Consider the following 20,235-nt stretch of genomic DNA (forward strand, 5'->3'; position numbering starts at 1 on the left):
ACGGTGTGACGGTCAGTCAAAGGCTGTCGTGCAAATTCCCGCGCAGGGCGAGCAGTTCGCTTTGCAGATTTTTCAGCGTGTCCACTGTCGTGCCTGTGGCAGCGAAGATGCAGGAGGGCACGCTTTTGGCTTTTTCGCGTAACGCACGGCCTTGCTCGGTGAGGTACAGCCGCACAACACGTTCGTCTTCCTTGCTCCGGGTGCGGCTCAGCAGGCCTTCGCCTTCAAGGCGTTTGAGCAAGGGTGTCAGGGAGCCCGGGTCGGTCAGCAGTCGGGTGCTGACTTCCCCCACCGTCATGCCGTCGTGTTCCCAGAGCACCATCATTGCCAGGTACTGTGGATAAGTCAGGCCCAAGGCTTGCAGTAAAGGCTTGTAGACCTTGGTCATCATCAACGATGTTGAGTACAGGGCGAAGCACAGCTGACTGTCGAGCAGCAAATGGTTGCCATTGTCTGCGTTGCGGGTGGAGCTGTCGTCAGCGCTCATGTGAGAGTCCTGTGTGCGGTAATACGCTCTAATTTAGTGCCGCGATCTTTAATGCACCAGATAAATTCTACGGCTCAGCGTCAGCCGCCGTCGCATTCATGAAAGGTGAAGCCTCTGTGCATGGAATGTGAAGGCGTTGAGCCTGCCTTTGCGTTTCCCAATGTCATCGGACTGCGTAGCATGCGCCCATGGATTGACTGGGGACGCGGTGTGATTGAAATCGGGATGTATGTTTTATTGGGCACCGTCATGGGGACGTTGGGTGGGTTGTTCGGCATCGGCGGCGGTCTGGTCGCGATTCCTGCGCTGGGGGTGTTGTTTGGTCTGAACCAGCAAATGGCACAAGGCACGGCGTTGCTTATGGTCTTGCCCAACGTTTTATTGGCCTTGTTGCGTTATCACCAGCGCAACCGGATCTCCCTGCGCAATGCCCTGATGCTGATCATTCCCGGTTTTTGCTTCGCTTGGCTGACGTCGTTGTGGGCGGTGCGTCTGGATGCGCACAGCATGCGTCTGGGCTTCGTCGCGTTCTTGATGGTGTTGACGCTGTTCAACCTGATTCAGATGTATTGGCACAAGGGCCAGGCCAGCAGCGAATTGCGGCATGTGAAATGGCTTTGGCTGCTGGGTGTCGGCTCGGGGATGACGGGCGGCTTGTTCGGCGTCGGTGGCGGGGTGGTTGCGACCCCGATTCTGACCGGCGTGTTCGGCGCGACACAGGTGGCGGCGCAAGGGTTGGCGCTGGCGCTGGCAGCGCCCAGTACCGCCATCACGTTGGTCACTTACGCGGTGCATGATCACGTCAACTGGCAGATGGGCATTCCCTTGGCGGTGGGCGGTCTGCTGAGCATCAGTTGGGGCGTGAGGCTCGCCCATTCGCTGCCGGAAAAGCTCCTGCGTTCGCTGTTCTGCGGCTTTCTGGTGATCTGCGCCGTGGTGCTCGCGTTTAAAGTTTGAAGCCGTCAGCGATGTGTTCGGCCAGGCATTCGGTGACCGGCGAGGTATTTTTCGGGTTGCGCAGCAGCACAATGCTGGCGGACGGCAACTGCGGCATTCCCTCGACCTCGCCGATGATGCGCAGGTCCGGGGTGAGCAAACTCTCGAGTTGTGCAGTTACCGCCAGACCGGCGGTGACCACGGCACTGATCGCCGACAGGCTGGCGCTGGTGTAAGCGATACGGTACTCGCGCTGCATCGCGTCCAGCGCATTGCAGGCCCATATCCGGCAAAAACAGTCGGTGTTGAACATCGCCAGCGGCAGCGGCGTTTGTTCGTGAGGGCAAAAACCTCGCGCCTCCATCCAGACAAATCGCTCCTGACGCAAAATCTGGCCGATTTCGGTGCCCGGTTCTCGGGTGACGATGCTCAAGTCCAGGTCCTGGCGCTGTAGCAATTGCTTGGAGGGTTCGCAGTGAACTTCCACCTGCACCAGTGGATAAGCCTGAGCGAAGCGCGACAGAATCCCCGGCAGAAACCGCATCACGTAGTCGTCCGGAGAGCCAATTTTCACCACGCCGACCATGTGCGGCTCGCGCAAGGTGTTGAACACTTCGCTGTGCAGTTTGAGGATACGTCGGGCGTAACCGAGCAGCACCTGGCCCTCGACTGTGAGGCTGACGGTGCGGCCGTCTTTTTGAAAGAGTGAGCGCTGGAGAATGTCTTCTTCCAGGCGTTTCATCTGCATGCTGACCGCCGATTGCGTGCGGTTGACCACTTCTCCGGCACGGGTGAACCCACCCTCGTCGGCAATCGCGACAAAGGTGCGCAACAGCTCGCTGTCGATGCTCGGGTAGGTGGCCATTCATCAATCTCCCAGATGCAGCGCATAAGAAACATTCGTTGGATTGATCTTAGCGCTGGCGCGAGACTTTAGTCATCCCCACTTGGAGGGCAAGATGATGAAAGGTCAAAAAGGTTATGTGCTGGTGCAGGGCGGCGTGAATCGCAGTTCACTGGGTACACGCCTGATCAGCATGATCACGCGTCAGTTGCTGCGCTGGTATGAACTGCATCGTCAACGCCAACAACTGGCGAGCCTGAGTGATGACGCCCTGAAGGACATCGGCCTGAGTCGTGCCGATACCCAGCAAGAAGTCGAGTTGCCGTTCTGGAATGACCCAATGAAACGCTGACACTACGGCGATCGATCAGGTAGCGTTGTGGACTGAACAGGAGGTTCTGTATGTCCGCAGGTCTATCGCTCAAACAGGCACGGCGCATGGCGCTGGCCGCCCAGGGATTCAACGGGCGCCAGCCGCCAGCGTCGATCAAGGTCGCGCACATCACCCGGATGATCGAGCGCTTGGGCGTTCTGCAGATCGATTCGGTCAATGCCTTGGTGCGTTCGCACTACCTGCCGCTGTATTCCCGTCTGGGTAACTATCCCCAACCGTTGCTGGATCAAGTGGCCTGGAGCCAGGGCCGGCAGCGCAAGTTGTTCGAGTACTGGGGGCATGAAGCTTCGTTATTGCCGCTCAGCCTTTATCCCTTGCTGCGCTGGCGGATGCGTCAGGCGTCCCTGGGGGTCGGGATCTATCAGGAGATGGCTAAATTCGGACGCGAACAGCAAGCGACCATTGCCCGTGTCTTACAGGTTGTTCGCGAGCGAGGTGCGCTCGGTGCTGGGAGCCTGAGCAGTCGCCAGGAGCGCGCGGGCCCTTGGTGGGACTGGAGCGCGGAGAAACATGCCTTGGAGTGGTTGTTTGCCGCCGGTGAAGTGACGGTGGCGGGTCGTCGTGGCTTCGAGCGCTTGTATGACCTGCCTGAGCGGGTATTGCCCGCCGCGATTCTCGATTACCCGGAATTGAGTGAAACCGAGGCCCAGCGCGGTTTGCTGTTGCACGCGGCGACGGCATTGGGGGTGGGGACTGACAAAGACCTGCGCGATTATTTCCGCCTGAGTCCGGCGCAAAGTCGTGTGGGTTTGGCCGAACTGGTGGAGGCGGGCGCGTTGCAGGTGGTGCAGGTCGACAGTTGGCGCCAGCCCGCGTATTGCCTGCCGGAGATCACACTGCCACGCAAAGTATCGGCGAGTGCTTTGCTGTCGCCTTTCGATTCGCTGATCTGGGAACGCAGTCGCACCGAGCGGTTGTTTGACTTTCGTTATCGCCTGGAGATCTACACCCCGCAGCACAAGCGGGTATACGGCTACTACGTGTTGCCGTTTTTGCACAACGAACGGATCGCCGCGCGAGTCGACTTGCGGGCTGAGCGAGGGTTGGGGCGGCTGGCGGTGCACGCGGTGCATGAGGAAGCGCAAGGGCTGGATGAGGCAGGGATATTGGCCTTGGCCCGTAATCTGCGGCAAATGGCGGAGTGGTTGGGGCTGCCTGAGGTGCAGATCAATTGTCAGCGGGCGAGTGGGGTGCGGTTGCGGGTCGCATTAGGTCCGTTGTAGGAGCTGCCGAAGGCTGCGATAAGGCCGGAGTTAATCGCAGCCTTCGGCAGCGCCTACATTGGAGGCGAATAAGTCAGCGCCTTACCTGCTTCAACGTTTCGGCAATCAAGAACGCCAATTCCAGCGACTGGTCGGCGTTCATCCGTGGGTCACAGTGGGTGTGGTAACGATCAGACAGGCCGTCTTCGGTGATCGGGCGTGCGCCGCCGATGCATTCGGTGACGTTCTGTCCAGTCATCTCGATATGGATACCCCCAGCGTAAGTGCCTTCAGCCTGATGCACCTGAAAGAACTGTTTGACCTCGTTGAGAATCTGCGCGAAATCACGGGTCTTGTAGCCGCTGCTGGCCTTGATTGTGTTGCCGTGCATCGGGTCGGAACTCCACAGCACCTTGCGACCTTCGCGCTCGACCGCCTGAATCAGTTGCGGCAGGTGATCGCCCACCTTGTTCGCACCCATGCGGGCGATCAGGTTCAGGCGGCCTGGATCGTTGTCCGGGTTGAGCGTATCGATCAGGCGGATCAGGTCCTCGGGGTCCATGCTTGGGCCGACTTTGACTCCGATAGGGTTCTTGACCCCGCGCAGAAACTCGACGTGGGCACCGTCCAGTTGTCGCGTGCGGTCGCCGATCCACAGCATGTGCGCCGAGCAATCGTAGTAGTCGTTGGTCAGGCTGTCGCGGCGCACGAACGCTTCTTCGTAATTCAGCAGCAAGGCTTCGTGGGCGGTGAAAAAACTGGTTTCACGCAATTGCGGCGAGGTGTCCATGCCGCACGCACGCATGAAGGCCAGGGTTTCGTCGATGCGGCCGGCCAGTTGGCTGTACTTTTCGGCCAGCGCTGAATTGGCGATGAAATCGAGGTTCCACTGGTGCACCTGATGCAGGTCGGCAAAACCGCCCTGGGCGAATGCGCGCAGGAGGTTCAAGGTGGCGGTGGACTGGTGATACGCCTGCAAAAGACGGTCTGGATCGGGCACGCGGCTTTTTTCATCGAAGCCGATGCCGTTGACGATATCGCCCCGGTAGGCCGGGAGCGTCACGCCGCCAATAGTTTCATCGTTGGAGGAGCGAGGCTTGGCGAACTGACCGGCCATGCGTCCGACTTTGACCACCGGACAGCCGGCGGCGAAGGTCATGACGATGGCCATTTGCAGCAACACTTTGAAGGTGTCGCGAATCTTCGCTGCCGAGAACTCGACAAAGCTTTCTGCGCAGTCGCCACCTTGCAGCAGGAACGCGCGACCCTGGGTCACCTCGGAAAACTGACGCCGCAACTCTCGGGCTTCCCCGGCGAACACCAGCGGCGGATAACCGGCCAGGCTCTGTTCGATACGCAACACGTGCGCGGCGTCGGGGTATTGAGGTTGCTGCTGAATAGGCATTGCCCGCCAGCTGTCGGGGCTCCAGGGTTGGCTCATGGTGAACTCTAAGTCAGTGCGGTCGGACGGCCATGTTAGCAGTTCAGTGCCTGGGTGCCAGCGGATGGGGCCGTAGGCTCAGTCAATAATTAACGTGACCTCTCGGGCCTTGTTCGCGGACAATCCGGGCGTTCGTACAGCAAGCTCGGTCTCGATTCTGCCCGGAGGGCGTAGGAGCGACCGGGACGCGCAGTCTTGTCTGCAAAAAGTCGGAACGACCTTCCGACGGCAGTGAATTCACTATTTTTGCTAGCGCTTCGGTCGGACGCGACCCCGGACCGATTCGCAGACAAGTCAGCTCCTACAGGGATCAGCGTTTGCCTGAATATTTTATTTATTTTTCAATTAGTTACTGTTTTTTGATAGGAGCGGCAATGACTGAGGAGAGGGTGGAGCGTGTACTGGCTGAGGTGCACGATGATTTTGGCATGATTCGCGTGCTGGAAGTGGACGAGTATCGCTTCCTCGAATTCGGCGACGCCATCGAGCAAAGCTGCACGTTCACCGCCGACCCTAGCTGGCTGGAGTACGACTACACCCGCGCCATGCTGATTGGTGCGTTGTGCCACGAAGCGCCGGAAACTGCACTATTCCTGGGCCTTGGCGCGGGGACATTGACCCAGGCTTGCCTCAAGTTTTTGCCGCTTGAAGACGTCGAAGCCATCGAGTTGCGCCCTGACGTACCGCGGCTGGCCATCGAGTTTCTCGGTCTGGATGACGACCCGCGCCTTTACATACGCATTGGCGATGCCCTTGAATTGCTCAGCACTGCCGAAACCGCCGACCTGATCTTCGTTGATCTGTACACCGATCTGGGTCCGGGTGTCGGCCATCTGGCCTGGCAATTTCTGGAAAACTGTCAGAAGCACCTCAATCCGGGTGGCTGGCTGGTGATCAATCAATGGGCGACCGATGACGGTAAACCCTTGGGCGCTGCGCTGTTGCGCGGTCTTTATCACCGCCACTATTGGGAACTGCCGGTGAAGGAGGGCAACGTGATTCTGATGGTGCCGGCGAACCTGGAGCAGACGCTGGACCTGGAACAACTGACCGAGCGCGCCGAAACCCTCGCGCCACGCCTTGGTTATTCGCTGCTGCCGTTGATCAAGGCCATCCGACCGGCGACGTGATTGTCGGGACCGCTAGTTGCCTTTGAAGTCGCCGGGCCTGCGTTCCAGCATCGCCCGTACGCCTTCTTTGGCGTCTTCGCTGTCCATGACGTGGCGAATGAGCTCTGGCAAACTTTTCGCCGCTGCGGTTTCCCCCTCCAGCAATGCCTGACGGGCTGAAGCCAGGGTGATCCTGACCCCTAGCGGTGCTTGCTCGGCGATGCGCCCGGCCAGTTTGATCGCGCGGGGCAGCAAATCCTCGCTGGCCATGACCTCCTGAACCAGGCCCATTCGATAAGCCTCATGCGCGTCGAACTCGTCGCCAGTCAGCAACCAGCGCATGGCATTGCCCCAGCCGGCCCGCTGATGCAGGCGCAAGGTGGCGCCGCCAAATGCAAAGATCCCGCGCTGCACCTCCATTTGCGCAAAGCGGGTGTTGCTGGCGCACAGGTTGATGTCCGAGGCGAGCATCAGCTCAATGCCGATGGTCAGGCAGTAACCCTGCGCGGCGACGATCACCGGCTTGCTGACCCTGGGCCCGGCGAACACGCCCCAGGGATCACACCCGCCCTCGGGCACTTCCCAGCCGCTGGCCAGGGTCGGCCCAGCCGAAGCCAGATCAAGGCCCGCCGTGAAATGCTCGCCGTGAGCGAACACCACGGCCACTCGCGCCGTATCGTTGCGTTCGAACTCCCCGTAGGCGAGGCTCAGGTCATTGAGCAGGTCAAGGTCAAAGGCATTGCGTTTGGCGACGCGATCCAGGCCTATCAGCATGATATGACCCCGCTGTTCGCGACTGACTCGGCCGATGGAGGGGGAGGGCATAGGCATAATCCTTGTGCGCAGAGTGGCATTTGACGTGCGGTGAACACCTGGATCAGTGAACCGTTTAAGCAGCGTGGCCTCGCGATACCGGGCCTTTGCAAAATAGACACTGCGACGAATTTACGCAAAGCCTGCGACGGACGGACGCGCAGCCATTATTTTGTTAAAAAACCCTCACTTTTGTGCGTAATTCCGGTATAGTGCGCGCCGGCCTTTAACAGGGCCCTCGTACAGGTATTGCAATTCCCCGAAGCCAGCTTCGGCTGCTTGTTCGCTCTGCGGACTATCCTTGACGATCCATTCATTCAAACGTTTTCGCAAATCCCCGCCGACAAAGCAGCCAGGGCGACTCTAGGGTCTTACACGGCACGCGCAGCTTTGGAACATGGGTCTTTGCGGATGCACTAGAGGCAGACCCATGACCCAGGAAATCGGCGGCTTCGCCGCTTTTGAACTACACCCTACTATTCTTGCAGCCGTTATCGCGACTGGCTACGAAGAGCCTTCGGCTATTCAGCAGCAATCTATCCCGATCATCATGGCCGGTCACGACATGATTGGTCAGGCGCAAACCGGTACGGGTAAAACCGCCGCGTTCGCCTTGCCGATCCTGCATCGCATCGACCCGACCAAACGCGAACCACAAGCGCTGATTCTTGCGCCAACTCGCGAACTGGCCCTGCAAGTAGCTACCGCTTTCGAAACCTACGCCAAGCAAATGCCGGGCGTAACGGTTGTGGCTGTCTACGGCGGTGCGCCGATGGGCCCGCAATTGAAAGCTATCCGTAATGGCGCGCAGATCGTTGTCGCCACGCCGGGTCGTCTGTGCGATCACCTTCGCCGTGACGAAAAAGTCCTCGCTACCGTGAACCACCTGGTTCTCGACGAAGCGGACGAAATGTTGAAGCTGGGTTTCATGGACGACCTCGAAGTTATCTTCAAGGCCTTGCCAGCAACCCGCCAGACCGTTCTGTTCTCGGCTACCTTGCCTCAATCGATCCGTGCCATCGCTGAGCGCCACCTGCGCGATCCGAAGCACGTCAAGATTCAGACCAAGACCCAGACCGTTACCGCGATCGAACAGGCTCACCTGTTGGTTCACGCTGACCAGAAGACCTCTGCTGTTCTGAGCCTGCTGGAAGTGGAAGACTTCGACGCACTGATCATGTTCGTGCGGACCAAGCAAGCGACTCTGGATCTGGCCAGCGCCCTGGAAGCCAAAGGCTACAAAGCCGCTGCGCTGAACGGTGACATTGCTCAGAACCAACGTGAACGCGTCATCGAATCGCTCAAGGATGGCCGTCTGGACATCGTGGTTGCGACCGACGTTGCTGCCCGTGGTCTTGACGTTCCGCGTATCACCCACGTATTCAACGTGGACATGCCTTACGATCCAGAGTCCTACGTTCACCGTATCGGCCGTACTGGCCGTGCCGGTCGCGAAGGTCGTGCATTGCTGCTGGTGACGCCACGTGAGCGCCGCATGCTGCAAGTGATCGAGCGCGTTACAGGTCAGAAAGTTGCTGAAGTCCGCCTGCCGGATGCTCAAGCAGTTCTCGATGCCCGCATCAAGAAATTGACTAACAGCCTGGCTCCGCTGGTTGCTGACGCTGAATCGACCCACGGTGATCTGCTTGATCGCCTGACCGCCGATATCGGTTGCAGCCCACGTGCCCTGGCCGCCGCTCTGTTGCGCAAAGCTACCAACGGTCAAGCATTGACCCTGGCAGCCATCGAACGTGATCGCCCACTGGTTCCGACCAGCGCGCCACGTGAGCGTAGCGATCGTTCATCTTCGGGTGATCGTCCTGAGCGCAGCGGTGCTGATCGTGAGCGTCGTGCTCCGGTTCCATTGGCTGAAGGCCGTGCTCGTTGCCGTACCGCGCTGGGTGCGCGTGATGGTATCGCTGCTAAAAACCTGTTGGGTGCAATCCTCAACGAAGGCGGCCTGGCCCGCGAAGCAATCGGCCGCATCCAGGTGCGTGATAGCTTCAGCCTGGTAGAGCTGCCGGAAGATGGCCTTGAGCGTCTGCTGACCAAGTTGAAAGACACCCGCGTTGCTGGCAAGCAGTTGAAGCTGCGTCGCTATCGCGAAGACTGATCTGCTCTTGAGCTGATCGTCTGAACAAAAAAATCCCCGACTGGTTCGGGGATTTTTTTTGCCTGTCAGTTGACGAAAACCCTGTAGGTGCGCGCTTGCAACTGCGCGTCCCGCCGCGATTAGCTTGACGCGGTATACCGGTTTTCACCCAAACCGATAAATGTCCATCCCCAGCGCGCCCATGGTGAAGCCTTGGTGCGCAATGCTGAATTCGCCGCCAGCGCCGCGGGCGAAGAATAGCGGCAGCAGGTGTTCATCGCTGGGATGGCTACGAACAGCGTGGGGCGCCAGGCGGCGGTAGTCGTGCAGGGCGGTTTCATCATTGTTCTTCAGCTTGTCGATGATCCAGTCACGAAACTCTTTGGCCCAGGGTTCGACGCTTTCCGGTCCGGCATGCCAGTCCAGTTCGCGCAGGTTATGGGTGATGCTGCCAGAACCGATCACCAGCACACCTAGCTCACGCAGGCTGGCGAGTGCGCGACCGACCTGGGTTTGCAGGGCAGGCCCCTGGCGGGTGGGGAGCGAAACCTGCACGACAGGAATATCGGCCTGAGGGTACATCAGCGACAATGGCACCCACACGCCATGATCAAGCGGTCGCTGGCTGTCGATTTTTGCCGTCAGGCCGCCAGCGGTCAGGAGCTCGACCACCTGTGCTGACAGTTCGGGTAAGCCGGGTGCGGGGTACTGCACGGCAAATAAGGCGGGCGGGAAGCCACCGAAGTCATGCCAGGTTTCCGGATGAGGGTTGGCGTTGACCAGCAGTTCCTGGCTTTCCCAGTGGGCTGATACGATCACAATGGCTCGCGGCTTGGGCAGTTCGGCGGCCAGGCGAGCGAGTGCGGGGCCGCTTTCGCCAGGTTCGAGTGCAAGCATCGGCGAGCCATGAGAGATAAATAAGCTGGGAAACATAGTGAGCGTCCTGAGCGTTAAGATGGGGCTATCTTCAGGTAGAACATTGATCTAAATCTAATATAAGTTTTCGCGTGTTTTTATCGAATTATCAGGAGTATTTATGCAGCCGGACTTTTGGCACAAGCGCTGGGCACTCGATCAGATCGGTTTTCATCTTGGCGAGGTTAATCCGTATTTACAACGCTTCTGGCCCGAGCTTGAGCTCAAGGAGCACGCCAGGGTGCTGGTGCCGCTGTGCGGTAAAAGCCTTGATCTGGCCTGGTTGGCTGGCCAAGGGTTTCGCGTACTGGGTATCGAGCTGTCGGAAAAAGCCGTGGAGGACTTCTTCAGCGAACAGCAACTGGATGCGCAAATCAGCCAGCGCGGGCCGTTCAAGGTCTACAGTGTTGAGTCGATTGAGTTGTGGTGTGGCGATTTTTTCGCGCTCACGGCGGATGACGTCAGTGAGTGTGTCGGGCTCTATGATCGTGCGGCCTTGATCGCGCTGCCACCTGAGATGCGCCAACGCTATACGCGACACCTCACGCAGATTTTGCCTCGCGGGTGCCAAGGGCTATTGATCACCCTGGATTACGATCAGACTCAAATCGACGGACCACCGTTTTCAGTGCCTGATGCCGAAGTACAGCAGTTGCTGGCAGCGGACTGGCAGTTGGACGCCCTTGATGAGTGCGATGTGCTGGGCAAGAGCTGGAGATTTTTGCAGGGCGGCGTTACGCGGCTTGAGGAGCGGGCCTATCGCCTACTGCGTCGCACTGCCCTTTAGATGGCGAACAAACGCATTGGAATCGTCGATTGAGCGCTGCATGTCTTTGAGCAGTTGGTCGACATTGCCTTGCAGGTTGCTGTTTTCACCCTTGAGCGCGCCAATCGCCTGGGCGTTGAGGTTGTGCTTGAGGAACAGCACGTGATCGCGTAATACGCTCAGTACCGGCTCGATGCGGCTTTCAGCGGTTTTCATTTTCTGTAGCAACTCTCGGTATTCGGTCTGGGTGCGAGCCAGCTCCTTGGCGCTGGCGGCGCGCAGGTCTTTGTTGCTGTATTGATCGAGTTCCTCACTCCATTCGTCGAACAACGCATCGGCCACGTTTTCGATGGCGCCGATGCGGTGGCGTACGGCGGCGGCGCTTTTTTCGCTGGCTTGGTAATCATCATTCAGCGCGTTGTAGCGTTTCTCCAGGTCGCCACCCGTGAATTGCACCACGCTGCGATAGTTCTGCAACGCGCTGCTGAAATGCTGCTTGGCATCTTGTTGCGCATCGCGTGCGTCATTCACCCGGTTGACCAGCATTTGCCGTTTTGGGATGCCCGCTTTTTCCATGGCGGCGAAGTACGCGCTTTGGCAGCCGCTCAGGGCGAACAGGGCGATGCAGGCGAGGGCGAGCGAGCGCATGACGGTTTATTCCCTGATCTGGATAAAAAAAGGGCGACTCGCGTCGCCCTCTCGTAACACTGCCTGAAGCTTATCAGCCAAGACGACGGAGCGCCTCGATACGGTCTTCCAGTGCCGGGTGGCTCATGAACAGACCCGCCAGGCCGTGCTTGAGAACGCCGCCGTTGATGCCGAATGCTGTCAGGCTGTCCGGCATTTGCACCGGCACGCCTTGTTCAGAGCGCAGGCGCTGCAGGGCGCCGATCATGGCGCTGGTGCCTGCCAGACGTGCACCGGCTTCGTCCGCCCGGTATTCGCGTTTGCGCGAGAACCACATGACGATGGTGCTGGCCAAAAAGCCCAATACCAGCTCGGCAAAGATGGTCGCGATGTAATAGGCCATGCCCTGGCCCTGTTCGTTCTTGAAGATCACCTTGTCGACGAAGTTGCCGATGATCCGTGCAAAAAACATGACGAAGGTGTTCACCACGCCTTGTACCAGCGCCAGGGTCACCATGTCGCCGTTGGCAACGTGGCCGATTTCGTGCGCCAGGACTGCTTTTACTTCGTCGGGCGAAAAACGCTCCAGCAAACCCTGGCTGACGGCGACCAGTGCGTCGTTCTTGTTCCAGCCCGTGGCGAAGGCGTTGGCTTCATAGGCCGGGAAGATGCCGACTTCAGGCATCTTGATCCCGGCTTCGCGGGCCAACTGCTCAACCGTTTGCAACAGCCATTGTTCATGGCGCGTGCGTGGCTGGGAAATGATCTGGGTGCTGGTGCTCATCTTCGCCATCCACTTGGAGATGAACAGCGAGAACAGCGAGCCTGCAAAACCGAATACTGCGCAGAAAACCAGCAGCTGATTGAGGTTCAGATCAACCCCATTGGCCGCCATGAACCCGTTGAAGCCAAAAAGGCTCAGGGTGATGCTGGCAATCAGCACGACCGCCAGGTTAGTGGCCAAGAACAGCAAAATGCGCATCATGGTTGAAACGTTCTCCTCATGAAAGTATGTAACGTGATGCGGGGTATATAAGGGGATGCACGCGGCTATTCAACAGGGGGACTATTTCAAACTGTGTCATCTGTCTGTTTCCCCTGCCCGTTCAGCACAGCCCACACCTGTGCGATCCAGGGTCCCTGGGGCGCGGAAAGCCACGTGGGCTGGCGGCGTGGCCCGTTCAGGCCACGCGAGGCAGAGCGTGAATCGTTAGCTTACTGGCGATAGGTCTTGAGGAAGTTGCCGATGCGGCCAATCGCCTGATCCAGGTCGTCGACACGCGGCAGGGTCACCACGCGGAAATGGTCCGGCCATGGCCAGTTGAAGGCTGTGCCCTGAACCACCAGGAGCTTTTCCGACAGGAGCAGATCGAGAACGAACTTCTCGTCGTTGTGGATCGGGCAGACTTTCGGGTCGATCCTCGGGAAGGCGTACAGCGCGCCCATCGGTTTGACGCAGCTGACACCGGGAATGTCGTTGAGCAGCTCCCAGGTCCGGTTGCGCTGCTCCAGCAGGCGACCCTGTGGCAGCACCAGGTCGTTGATGCTCTGGTAGCCGCCCAGTGCGGTCTGGATCGCGTGCTGGCTCGGCACGTTGGCACACAGGCGCATGTTGGCCAGCATGTCGATGCCTTCGATGTAGCTATGGGCGTTGTGCTTGGGCCCGGAAATGGCAACCCAGCCTGAACGGAAGCCCGCGACGCGGTACGACTTGGACAGACCGTTGAACGTCAGGCAGAGCAGGTCTGGCGCCAGCGACGCGGTGCAGATGTGTACGGCGTCGTCGTAAAGGATCTTGTCGTAGATCTCGTCGGAGAACACCACCAGATTGTGCTGGCGCGCCAGTTCCAGCATGCCCATCAGCACTTCTTTGGGGTAGACCGCGCCGGTCGGGTTATTCGGGTTGATGATCACCATGGCTTTGGTGTTCGGTGTGATCTTGGCCTTGATGTCTTGCAGGTCAGGCCACCAATAAGCCTGTTCATCGCACAGGTAATGAACCGGGCTACCGCCTGCGAGGCACACGGCGGCAGTCCACAGCGGGTAATCGGGTGCCGGGATCAGCACTTCATCGCCATTGTTGAGCAGGGCCTGCAGCGACATCACGATCAGCTCGGAGACGCCATTGCCCAGGTAGATGTCTTCAATGCCGACACCTTCTACCTGCTTTTGCTGGTAGTACTGCATGACGGCCTTGCGTGCGCTGAACAGGCCTTTGGAGTCGCTGTAGCCCTGTGCGGTCGGCAGATTGCGGATGACGTCCTGGAGGATTTCGTCCGGCGCTTCGAAACCAAATGGCGCGGGATTGCCGATATTCAGCTTGAGGATGCGATGGCCTTCCTCTTCCAGGCGTTTGGCGTGCTTGAGCACTGGGCCGCGAATGTCATAACAGACGTTGGCGAGCTTGTTCGATTTGCTGACCTGCATGGTGATTGATCCCGAAAATGGACGATCCACTGTATTCACATAGCCTGGATTGCCGGGCATAGCGCCATGAAAATGGATTTGTATGCGCGAAACACGGATGCCAGACTGACGTCTAACGAAGCGCAATGATACGTGCCGCCCGATCAGCGGAAAAGATACAGATCGGGCTTTTTAAGATGTGGAGGTGTACCCGTGGAAAAGTTGGAAAAAACCCGTGAAGAATGGCAAGCAATGCTCGATCCGGAGCAGTACAACGTGTGTCGCCTGAAAGCGACCGAACGGCCCTTCTCCGGGAAGTACAACAGCACCAAGACCGCTGGGGTGTATCACTGCGTGTGCTGCAATGAGGCGTTGTTTGATTCTTCGACCAAGTTCGACTCGGGTTGCGGCTGGCCAAGTTTTTACGCGCCCCTTGAGGGCAGTGCGGTCGTCGAAATTCGCGACATGACCCACGGCATGATTCGCACCGAAGTGGTTTGCGCCAGATGTGATGCCCATTTGGGTCATGTGTTCCCTGATGGCCCGCCGCCGACGGGCCTGCGTTATTGCATCAACTCGGTGTGCCTGAACCTGGTGCCTCGGGAGTAACGCGCCGCCGGGCTATTTGCCTATGCTGTGATATTGATGAGGTGAATTAAATTGCGCGCAATTAAATTGCGCACTATGTTTCCCCCACACTCCAGCCTTTGAGGGCTTTGCCATGAGCGAAAATCTACTGTCCATCCCGTGCACGACCATCAAGGGCGAGCAAAAGACGTTGGCAGATTTTGCTGGCAAGGCCGTATTGGTGGTCAACACCGCGAGCAAATGCGGTTTCACCCCCCAATACAAAGGCCTGGAACAGCTTTGGCAGCGTTACAAGGACCGAGGTCTGGTGGTGTTGGGATTCCCCTGCAATCAGTTCGGCCATCAGGAACCGGGGAACGAAGGGGCTATTTCCGAGTTTTGTGAATTGAATTTCGGGGTCAGTTTTCCGCTGTTCAAGAAAGTCGATGTCAATGGCAGCGACGCTCACCCGTTGTTCGTCCAGTTGAAAAAACAGGCGCCGGGCCTGCTGGGCTCGAAACGCATCAAGTGGAACTTCACCAAGTTTCTGATTGGCAAGGACGGCAAGCTGGTCAAACGCTTTGCACCCCTGACCAAGCCAGAGGATCTCTCCAGCGAAATCGAAGCATTGCTGTAGGGCGCAGGCCAGTGTCTACAGAGGGGCTCCGCCAGGGGCGACGGGCAGCCACTTGTCCAGCAGGCTGATCAGTTCTTCGCGGCGGAAGGGTTTGGCCAGGTAGTCACTCATGCCCGCCGCGCGACAGTGTTCGCGTTCTTCGGGCATGGCGTTGGCCGTCAGGGCAATGATCGGCAGCTGTTGCCAGCGCCCGGACTGGCGAATCTGCCGACTGGCTTCGTAGCCATCCATCACCGGCATGTTGCAGTCCATCAGCACCAAGTCGAAGGTCTGATGCTCAAGCCGTTCGAGCGCATCGGCACCATGCCCACTGACAACCACCTCGCAGCCGAGTTTGCTGAGGATGCCCTTGGCCACCAGTTGATTGACCGGATTGTCCTCGACCAGCAGAATTCGCGCTCTGCGCGCCGTTGCCTGATTCCCGAGCGACAGTTCGCGGTGGCCGGATTCGTCTGCTTGCAGCACCCGTCGCAAGCTCTGATACAGCGCATTGCGTGCCAGCGGGCGGGCCTGTTGTTGCAGGGGTTCGAGCGCTATGACCTGGTCGCTGGGCATGAAGTTGCCGTATGCCGTGATCAGCAGGATCGGTGCTTTGATCGCGGGACGCAGGCCGAACAGACATTCCGGACAGTCGGTGATCAGCAGGTCGGGTTCAAGGCCATAAAGGCTGTCTCCGATACCATAGCGCCGGTATGCGATGCCCCAGCTGGGCAGCAGGCTGCTCAGCAACTCCGCCAGGCCGCTGCTTGCAGGACTGACGACAATCACTTGCCCTTTGAGCGGTGCGAACACCGGTGCCGGGGCGTAGCTGGGCAGGGGCAGCTCGGCGCAGAACTGGCTGCCGAAACCGACTTGAGACTCAATACTCAGATAGCCCTTCATGGCGCCGCATAGATTGTGGGTCAGTGCCAGCCCAAGACCGGTACCGCCGAACTGTCGGGTGATGCCCGCTGCAGCCTGCATGAACGGTTGGATGATTTTTGCCTGGGCGTCCTGGGCGATGCCGATGCCGGTGTCCCGGACTTCGATCCGTACGCCGTCAGCGTGGGTGCTCAGGCGCACATCGACGCGGCCAAGGCGGGTGAATTTCAACGCGTTGGACAGCAGGTTGCTGACGATTTGTCGAACCCGGGTGGGGTCGCCGAGTACCAATGCCGGGAAGTGCGGATCAATCAGGCAGGTCAGTTCGACGCTGGGTGCTGCGTTTTGCGATAGCAGGTTGGCGGTGTCCTCGATTAAAACACCCAGGTCGAAGGGGATATGCTCAAGCTCCAGCTGGCCGGCATCAAACTTCGACAGGTCGAGAATATCGTTGAGCAACTCCACCAGTACCTTGCCCGAGTCATGCGCAATGGACAGTTGTTGACGCTGTTCGGCGTTGAGGGGGCTGTCCAGAGACAGCGCTAGCATGCCCAGCAGGCCGTTGAGCGGAGTGCGGATTTCGTGGCTCATGTTGGCCAGGAAGGCTGAGCGCGCTTGGGCCATGTCCAAAGCGGTGCAGCGCGCTATCTGCAGTTCCTCGTTAGACTGGCTGAGCCGGGTATTACTGGCTTTGAGTTCGTTAGTCCGTGCTGAAACGATGTTTTCCAGCTCGCTCAGGTGGTCGGTGAGGCGGTTTTCTGCCGTCCGGCGTTGGGCGAGTTCGCTGGCTATTGTTTCAAGCTGCTCATTGGCGACTTGCACCAAAACGCCAATCTCGTCCTGCTCATGACACGGCGGGCACGGTAACCGGGTTTGCTCCGGGCTGTGCGGGTCGCTACGGCTCAGTGCGCGGATCACTCCCACCAGTGGCTTGGTCAGGGTGAAATAAAACATCGCTAATAAAATGCCGCTCAGCAGCAGGCTGCGGGCAAACCCGTTGATCAGGGTGATTTCGGCCCGTTGCAGGAAGTGGCTGCCAAACGCGAAGGTGTCGACATCCAGGTGCAAGGTGCCGATCGAGTCGTTGGGCATGTGGTTCAGGTGCAGGATATCTTCGAACTGGCGGCTTTCGCCAAAAAGAAAGTCGCTGATCATCCGGTAGCGACTCTCCGCCCGTGGGCGTTCAACGTCGGCAAGTACCACATTGTTATTGTCGCTGAGCTTCGCGCCCATGATAGCGGGGGAGCGCAGCAAGCCCTGGGTCAGTTCCTGAGCAAGTTCGGCGTCAATGTTGTAAGCGATTCGCGAGGCGGGGTTGTGACTGATTTCCAGCAGGGAGCGAATTTCGCGATCGATGGAGGCGTCTTCGCTGGCATAATCGAGGGTGATTTGAATCAGGCTAAGCACGGTTCCCAGCGCGAAACCGACCAGCACTGTCAGGCGCGCTTGCTTGAACGACAGACGGTTGGTGAACGATATATCCATGGGGTAAAGCCATTCCTCGTGTTTCTTCGCCAGGAAATCATAGCCGATCAGGCCTTGCCTTTATTCAGTTTAATTAAGGAGACACCGTGGACTCTCGGTTAAATGCATTTCTCGAACGCGCCGATGCGGTGCTGGCCCGTCTGGAGCCGCTATTGCCGGCACCTCGTCGTCCCATCGACTGGGCGCACTCCCTGGCCGCGCGTTGGGTGCAGGAAGGTCGCAGTGGTTACTTGATGCCACTCCACGTCAGCCTGGACACGCGCTTGTCTGACCTGATCGGTGTCGATAAACAGCGCGATCAACTGGCGCGCAATACCCGGCAGTTCATTGATGGTCTGCCGGCCAACCATGCGTTGCTCTGGGGTTCACGAGGGACCGGCAAGTCATCGCTGGTCCGTGCATTGTTGGCTGAAAATCATCAGCGCGGTTTGCGTCTGATCGAGATTGAGCGCGATCACCTGGGCGATCTGCCTCGTGTGGTGGAGCAATTGCAGAAATTGCCTCAGCGCTTCGTACTGTTTTGCGATGACCTGTCGTTCGAAGCGGGCGAGAGCGATTACCGCGTGCTCAAGAGCGTGCTGGACGGTTCGCTTGAGCAGGCGCCGGACAACGTGCTGTTGTACGCCACGTCCAACCGTCGCCATTTGGTGCCGGAGAAGGAAAGCGATAACGAAAACTGGCAGCGGGTCGACGGCGAGCTGCACCCCAGCGAGGCGGTGGAAGACAAGATTGCCTTGTCTGACCGTTTTGGCCTGTGGCTCTCGTTCTATCCGTTCACTCAGGAGCACTTTCTGAGCGTGGTCGAACACTGGATTGGTCAATTGGCATCAGCGTCAGGCCTTGAGTGGCAGCGCGATGAGGCGCTGGATATCACGGCGGTCCGTTGGGCGACCGGGCGCGGTAATCGCAACGGTCGTTGTGCTTATCAATTTGCGCGTTATTGGGTAGGACTAAAATTGTTGGAGCAACAAGTATGATCGATTTGCAAAACACCGGCGCTGGCCTGAATGGCTACGGTTTGCTCGCCGCACAGTTGGAGTCGTTGCTGGCGGACGAGCGTGACTTCATTGCCAATGCCGCACAGTTTTCTGCTTTTTTGTTCAGTCAGCTTGATGACCTGAACTGGGCCGGGTTCTATTTAGCGCGCAACGAAGAGTTGGTGTTGGGACCTTTTCAGGGGCAAATCGCCTGCGTGCGAATCCCGTTCGGCCGTGGCGTTTGCGGCGCGGCGGCCGCGACCCGCAAGACTCAGCGGGTCGAAGATGTTCATGCGTTCGACGGGCATATCGCCTGCGACAGCGCATCGAACAGCGAGCTGGTGGTGCCATTGGTCAAGGACGGGCGATTGATTGGTGTGCTGGATCTGGACAGCCCAAGTGTTGGGCGCTTCTCCGAGCAGGATCAGGCGGGCATGGAACAGTTGGTGTCCATCTTTCTCAGGCTGACCACGTGCGATTGATTGCCTGATGGTGTGGCTGTTGCAGAGTTGGTGACTACAAGGCAGACAGGCTTTGGGCCTGTCTGCCTTGTAGTCAGAGCCTCAGTCGTAGACCACTTTCTTTTTCCAGTCGCCGTCTGCTTCGACAGTCTTCAATCCGTCGGTCAATTCGTTTACTTCGCCTTCGGCAGGCGCGGTGTTGGTCAGCACTATTGAGTTCGCGCGGGCCAGCATGCTCTCCATGTGCCGGAGTTGTTCCTGATAAACGGCTGGGTCAGGCTGTTTACGCAGGTACTGCACACCGCGTTCGAACGCCAGTCGCGCCTGACCTGCCTGCTCTTGGGAGAACGCCAGTTGCCCCAGGTTATTGAAGAACTCGATGTGCAGCAGCACCAGAATATTGCGGATTTCCTTGATCCAGTACTTGGCTTCGTTGGTCGGCAAGAAGCCATCGTGTGCGGCGCGTGTCACCTGGCCGTGTATGGCTTCTAATAGAAAGCGCACGTCCTTGGCCTTGGCTTCGGTCAGAATCGGGCCGGGTGGGTTGCTGATCGGGATCGCGTCGCCCTGATTCACCAGTGCCGTGAGTTCATCTATACGCGCGTTGAGCGCGCTGTTGCCCTTGTTCAGAGCGAGCAGGCGCTGGTTCACGTTCAGTTCCAGCCGCGTCAGTAGCAGCTTGAGAGCGGGCGTCATCAACTGGCCGGGAAACGTTTCGGTGATCTCTCCGCAGCGGCGCAGACGATCATTCAGCTCGACCTTAAGGCGAGCCTTTTCCAGCTTCTTGTTTTCGGATACGTGGTTGAGGAAGCCGATGGCAATCAGAATGACGATGCCAGCGACTATCAGCAGGGTGATCATGAGTGGTGTCACCGTTGAAACCTCATTCGGGTAGTTTGCGTCGAGTGTAGTGGTTAAGCATTTTTGCCGATAGGTGTAACGCTCATTCGTCAAACTAACGGCGTGGTAATTCAGGCGCCCGTGCGTGTGGGCCAAGATATCAAAGCGCGGGGAAGTCGTTGATTTAGATATATTTATAGATGGGGGTTGACGACTTGCTCCAGCATCCATAGAATGCGCGCCACTTACAGCGTAAAGCACACAGCGAAACGCAGATAAGTAGTGAAGCTGTACGTGTGTCCCCTTCGTCTAGTGGCCTAGGACACCGCCCTTTCACGGCGGTAACAGGGGTTCGAGTCCCCTAGGGGACGCCAT

Annotated in this window: 20 protein-coding genes and 1 tRNA gene; 11 read left to right on the forward strand and 10 right to left on the reverse strand. The window is 58.5% G+C overall.

Features of this window, described 5'->3' with window-relative positions:
* Nucleotides 1-16 precede the first annotated feature (16 nt).
* Entirely contained in the window at nt 17-487 is a 471-nt protein-coding gene (locus QN399_RS22215; protein ID WP_330201662.1) for a MarR family transcriptional regulator, read from the reverse strand.
* A gap of 210 nt (nt 488-697) precedes the next feature.
* Between QN399_RS22215 and QN399_RS22220 the strand changes: the two genes are divergently transcribed.
* The gene (locus QN399_RS22220; RefSeq protein WP_330201682.1) at nt 698-1,444 is read left to right on the forward strand and encodes a sulfite exporter TauE/SafE family protein; all 747 of its coding nucleotides are present in this window, start codon (nt 698-700) and stop codon (nt 1,442-1,444) included.
* Here the strand turns inward: QN399_RS22220 and QN399_RS22225 are convergent.
* Complete coding sequence (locus QN399_RS22225) at nt 1,434-2,288, reverse strand: LysR substrate-binding domain-containing protein (RefSeq protein ID WP_330201663.1); 855 nt, start codon at nt 2,286-2,288, stop codon at nt 1,434-1,436. The genes QN399_RS22220 and QN399_RS22225 overlap by 11 nt on opposite strands.
* A gap of 94 nt (nt 2,289-2,382) precedes the next feature.
* Between QN399_RS22225 and QN399_RS22230 the strand changes: the two genes are divergently transcribed.
* Nucleotides 2,383-2,619, forward strand: coding sequence for a DUF1127 domain-containing protein (locus QN399_RS22230; RefSeq protein ID WP_330201664.1), 237 nt, complete (start codon nt 2,383-2,385; stop codon nt 2,617-2,619).
* A gap of 50 nt (nt 2,620-2,669) precedes the next feature.
* Nucleotides 2,670-3,884 (forward strand): winged helix-turn-helix domain-containing protein, encoded by a 1,215-nt coding sequence (locus QN399_RS22235; protein ID WP_330201665.1) that lies wholly within the window; start codon nt 2,670-2,672, stop codon nt 3,882-3,884.
* A 73-nt stretch (nt 3,885-3,957) separates the two neighbouring features.
* Here QN399_RS22235 and QN399_RS22240 read toward each other — a convergent pair whose 3' ends face one another.
* Entirely contained in the window at nt 3,958-5,304 is a 1,347-nt protein-coding gene (locus QN399_RS22240) for a class II 3-deoxy-7-phosphoheptulonate synthase (protein ID WP_330201666.1), read from the reverse strand.
* Between the two features lie 374 nt (nt 5,305-5,678).
* Between QN399_RS22240 and QN399_RS22245 the strand changes: the two genes are divergently transcribed.
* On the forward strand, nt 5,679-6,434 hold the full coding sequence (locus QN399_RS22245; protein ID WP_330201667.1) for a spermidine synthase: 756 nt from the start codon (nt 5,679-5,681) through the stop codon (nt 6,432-6,434).
* Between the two features lie 12 nt (nt 6,435-6,446).
* On the opposite strand, the gene QN399_RS22250 is transcribed toward QN399_RS22245, so the two are convergent.
* Nucleotides 6,447-7,238, reverse strand: a complete 792-nt coding sequence (locus tag QN399_RS22250) for a crotonase/enoyl-CoA hydratase family protein (RefSeq protein ID WP_330201668.1) — start codon at nt 7,236-7,238, stop codon at nt 6,447-6,449.
* 385 nt (nt 7,239-7,623) lie between these two features.
* On the opposite strand from QN399_RS22250, the gene QN399_RS22255 reads away from it, so the two are divergent.
* Nucleotides 7,624-9,339 (forward strand): DEAD/DEAH box helicase, encoded by a 1,716-nt coding sequence (locus QN399_RS22255; RefSeq protein WP_330201669.1) that lies wholly within the window; start codon nt 7,624-7,626, stop codon nt 9,337-9,339.
* A 144-nt stretch (nt 9,340-9,483) separates the two neighbouring features.
* Here the strand turns inward: QN399_RS22255 and QN399_RS22260 are convergent, their stop codons facing one another.
* Nucleotides 9,484-10,251, reverse strand: coding sequence for a class III extradiol ring-cleavage dioxygenase (locus tag QN399_RS22260; protein WP_330201670.1), 768 nt, complete (start codon nt 10,249-10,251; stop codon nt 9,484-9,486).
* Between the two features lie 103 nt (nt 10,252-10,354).
* Here QN399_RS22260 and QN399_RS22265 point away from each other — a divergent pair, with 103 nt between their 5' ends.
* Nucleotides 10,355-11,020 carry a thiopurine S-methyltransferase gene (locus tag QN399_RS22265; RefSeq protein ID WP_330201671.1) on the forward strand — a complete coding sequence of 222 codons (666 nt, stop codon included), beginning with the start codon at nt 10,355-10,357 and terminating at the stop codon, nt 11,018-11,020.
* Here the strand turns inward: QN399_RS22265 and QN399_RS22270 are convergent.
* The 3 genes from QN399_RS22270 to QN399_RS22280 all read right to left on the reverse strand — a co-directional run bounded on the left by QN399_RS22270 (nt 10,997) and on the right by QN399_RS22280 (nt 14,053).
* Nucleotides 10,997-11,647, reverse strand: a complete 651-nt coding sequence (locus QN399_RS22270; protein ID WP_330201672.1) for a DUF2959 domain-containing protein — start codon at nt 11,645-11,647, stop codon at nt 10,997-10,999. The two genes, QN399_RS22265 and QN399_RS22270, sit on opposite strands and share 24 nt — an antisense overlap.
* A gap of 73 nt (nt 11,648-11,720) precedes the next feature.
* On the reverse strand, nt 11,721-12,611 hold the full coding sequence (gene htpX, locus QN399_RS22275; protein WP_330201673.1) for a protease HtpX: 891 nt from the start codon (nt 12,609-12,611) through the stop codon (nt 11,721-11,723).
* A 230-nt stretch (nt 12,612-12,841) separates the two neighbouring features.
* A complete protein-coding gene (locus QN399_RS22280) occupies nt 12,842-14,053 on the reverse strand; it encodes a pyridoxal phosphate-dependent aminotransferase (RefSeq protein WP_323565997.1) in 1,212 nt (403 codons plus the stop codon).
* 192 nt (nt 14,054-14,245) lie between these two features.
* On the opposite strand from QN399_RS22280, the gene msrB reads away from it, so the two are divergent.
* Together msrB and QN399_RS22290 are read left to right on the forward strand one after the other, a co-directional pair.
* A complete protein-coding gene (msrB, locus tag QN399_RS22285; RefSeq protein ID WP_330201674.1) occupies nt 14,246-14,641 on the forward strand; it encodes a peptide-methionine (R)-S-oxide reductase MsrB in 396 nt (131 codons plus the stop codon).
* Nucleotides 14,642-14,753: 112 nt separating this feature from the next.
* Complete coding sequence (locus tag QN399_RS22290) at nt 14,754-15,236, forward strand: glutathione peroxidase (RefSeq protein WP_219061655.1); 483 nt, start codon at nt 14,754-14,756, stop codon at nt 15,234-15,236.
* Between the two features lie 15 nt (nt 15,237-15,251).
* On the opposite strand, the gene QN399_RS22295 is transcribed toward QN399_RS22290, so the two are convergent.
* Entirely contained in the window at nt 15,252-17,582 is a 2,331-nt protein-coding gene (locus tag QN399_RS22295; RefSeq protein WP_330201675.1) for a response regulator, read from the reverse strand.
* 86 nt (nt 17,583-17,668) lie between these two features.
* Between QN399_RS22295 and QN399_RS22300 the strand changes: the two genes are divergently transcribed.
* Nucleotides 17,669-18,559, forward strand: coding sequence for an ATP-binding protein (locus tag QN399_RS22300; protein ID WP_330201676.1), 891 nt, complete (start codon nt 17,669-17,671; stop codon nt 18,557-18,559).
* Nucleotides 18,556-19,041 carry a GAF domain-containing protein gene (locus QN399_RS22305; RefSeq protein ID WP_330201677.1) on the forward strand — a complete coding sequence of 162 codons (486 nt, stop codon included), beginning with the start codon at nt 18,556-18,558 and terminating at the stop codon, nt 19,039-19,041. Before QN399_RS22300 ends, QN399_RS22305 begins: the two co-directional genes overlap by 4 nt.
* An 81-nt stretch (nt 19,042-19,122) precedes the next feature.
* Here QN399_RS22305 and QN399_RS22310 read toward each other — a convergent pair whose 3' ends face one another.
* Nucleotides 19,123-19,881 carry a hypothetical protein gene (locus QN399_RS22310; RefSeq protein ID WP_330201678.1) on the reverse strand — a complete coding sequence of 253 codons (759 nt, stop codon included), beginning with the start codon at nt 19,879-19,881 and terminating at the stop codon, nt 19,123-19,125.
* A gap of 277 nt (nt 19,882-20,158) precedes the next feature.
* Here QN399_RS22310 and QN399_RS22315 point away from each other — a divergent pair.
* Nucleotides 20,159-20,234: transfer RNA gene (locus QN399_RS22315), tRNA-Glu, on the forward strand.
* The last annotated feature ends 1 nt before the right edge of the window (nt 20,235 follow it).

Source organism: Pseudomonas sp. 10C3, from assembly GCF_036346185.1.
In the GTDB taxonomy this organism is placed as follows: Bacteria; Pseudomonadota; Gammaproteobacteria; order Pseudomonadales; family Pseudomonadaceae; genus Aquipseudomonas.

Coding starts and splice junctions, on each gene's coding strand:
- QN399_RS22215 (WP_330201662.1), bottom strand. CDS start 487: ATGAGCGCTGACGACAGCTCCACCCGCAACGCAGACAATGGCAACCAT.
- QN399_RS22225 (WP_330201663.1), bottom strand. CDS start 2,288: ATGGCCACCTACCCGAGCATCGACAGCGAGCTGTTGCGCACCTTTGTC.
- QN399_RS22230 (WP_330201664.1), top strand. CDS start 2,383: ATGATGAAAGGTCAAAAAGGTTATGTGCTGGTGCAGGGCGGCGTGAAT.
- QN399_RS22235 (WP_330201665.1), top strand. CDS start 2,670: ATGTCCGCAGGTCTATCGCTCAAACAGGCACGGCGCATGGCGCTGGCC.
- QN399_RS22240 (WP_330201666.1), bottom strand. CDS start 5,304: ATGAGCCAACCCTGGAGCCCCGACAGCTGGCGGGCAATGCCTATTCAG.
- QN399_RS22245 (WP_330201667.1), top strand. CDS start 5,679: ATGACTGAGGAGAGGGTGGAGCGTGTACTGGCTGAGGTGCACGATGAT.
- QN399_RS22250 (WP_330201668.1), bottom strand. CDS start 7,238: ATGCCCTCCCCCTCCATCGGCCGAGTCAGTCGCGAACAGCGGGGTCAT.
- QN399_RS22255 (WP_330201669.1), top strand. CDS start 7,624: ATGGGTCTTTGCGGATGCACTAGAGGCAGACCCATGACCCAGGAAATC.
- QN399_RS22260 (WP_330201670.1), bottom strand. CDS start 10,251: ATGTTTCCCAGCTTATTTATCTCTCATGGCTCGCCGATGCTTGCACTC.
- QN399_RS22265 (WP_330201671.1), top strand. CDS start 10,355: ATGCAGCCGGACTTTTGGCACAAGCGCTGGGCACTCGATCAGATCGGT.
- QN399_RS22270 (WP_330201672.1), bottom strand. CDS start 11,647: ATGCGCTCGCTCGCCCTCGCCTGCATCGCCCTGTTCGCCCTGAGCGGC.
- htpX (WP_330201673.1), bottom strand. CDS start 12,611: ATGATGCGCATTTTGCTGTTCTTGGCCACTAACCTGGCGGTCGTGCTG.
- QN399_RS22280 (WP_323565997.1), bottom strand. CDS start 14,053: ATGCAGGTCAGCAAATCGAACAAGCTCGCCAACGTCTGTTATGACATT.
- QN399_RS22290 (WP_219061655.1), top strand. CDS start 14,754: ATGAGCGAAAATCTACTGTCCATCCCGTGCACGACCATCAAGGGCGAG.
- QN399_RS22295 (WP_330201675.1), bottom strand. CDS start 17,582: ATGGATATATCGTTCACCAACCGTCTGTCGTTCAAGCAAGCGCGCCTG.
- QN399_RS22305 (WP_330201677.1), top strand. CDS start 18,556: ATGATCGATTTGCAAAACACCGGCGCTGGCCTGAATGGCTACGGTTTG.
- QN399_RS22310 (WP_330201678.1), bottom strand. CDS start 19,881: ATGATCACCCTGCTGATAGTCGCTGGCATCGTCATTCTGATTGCCATC.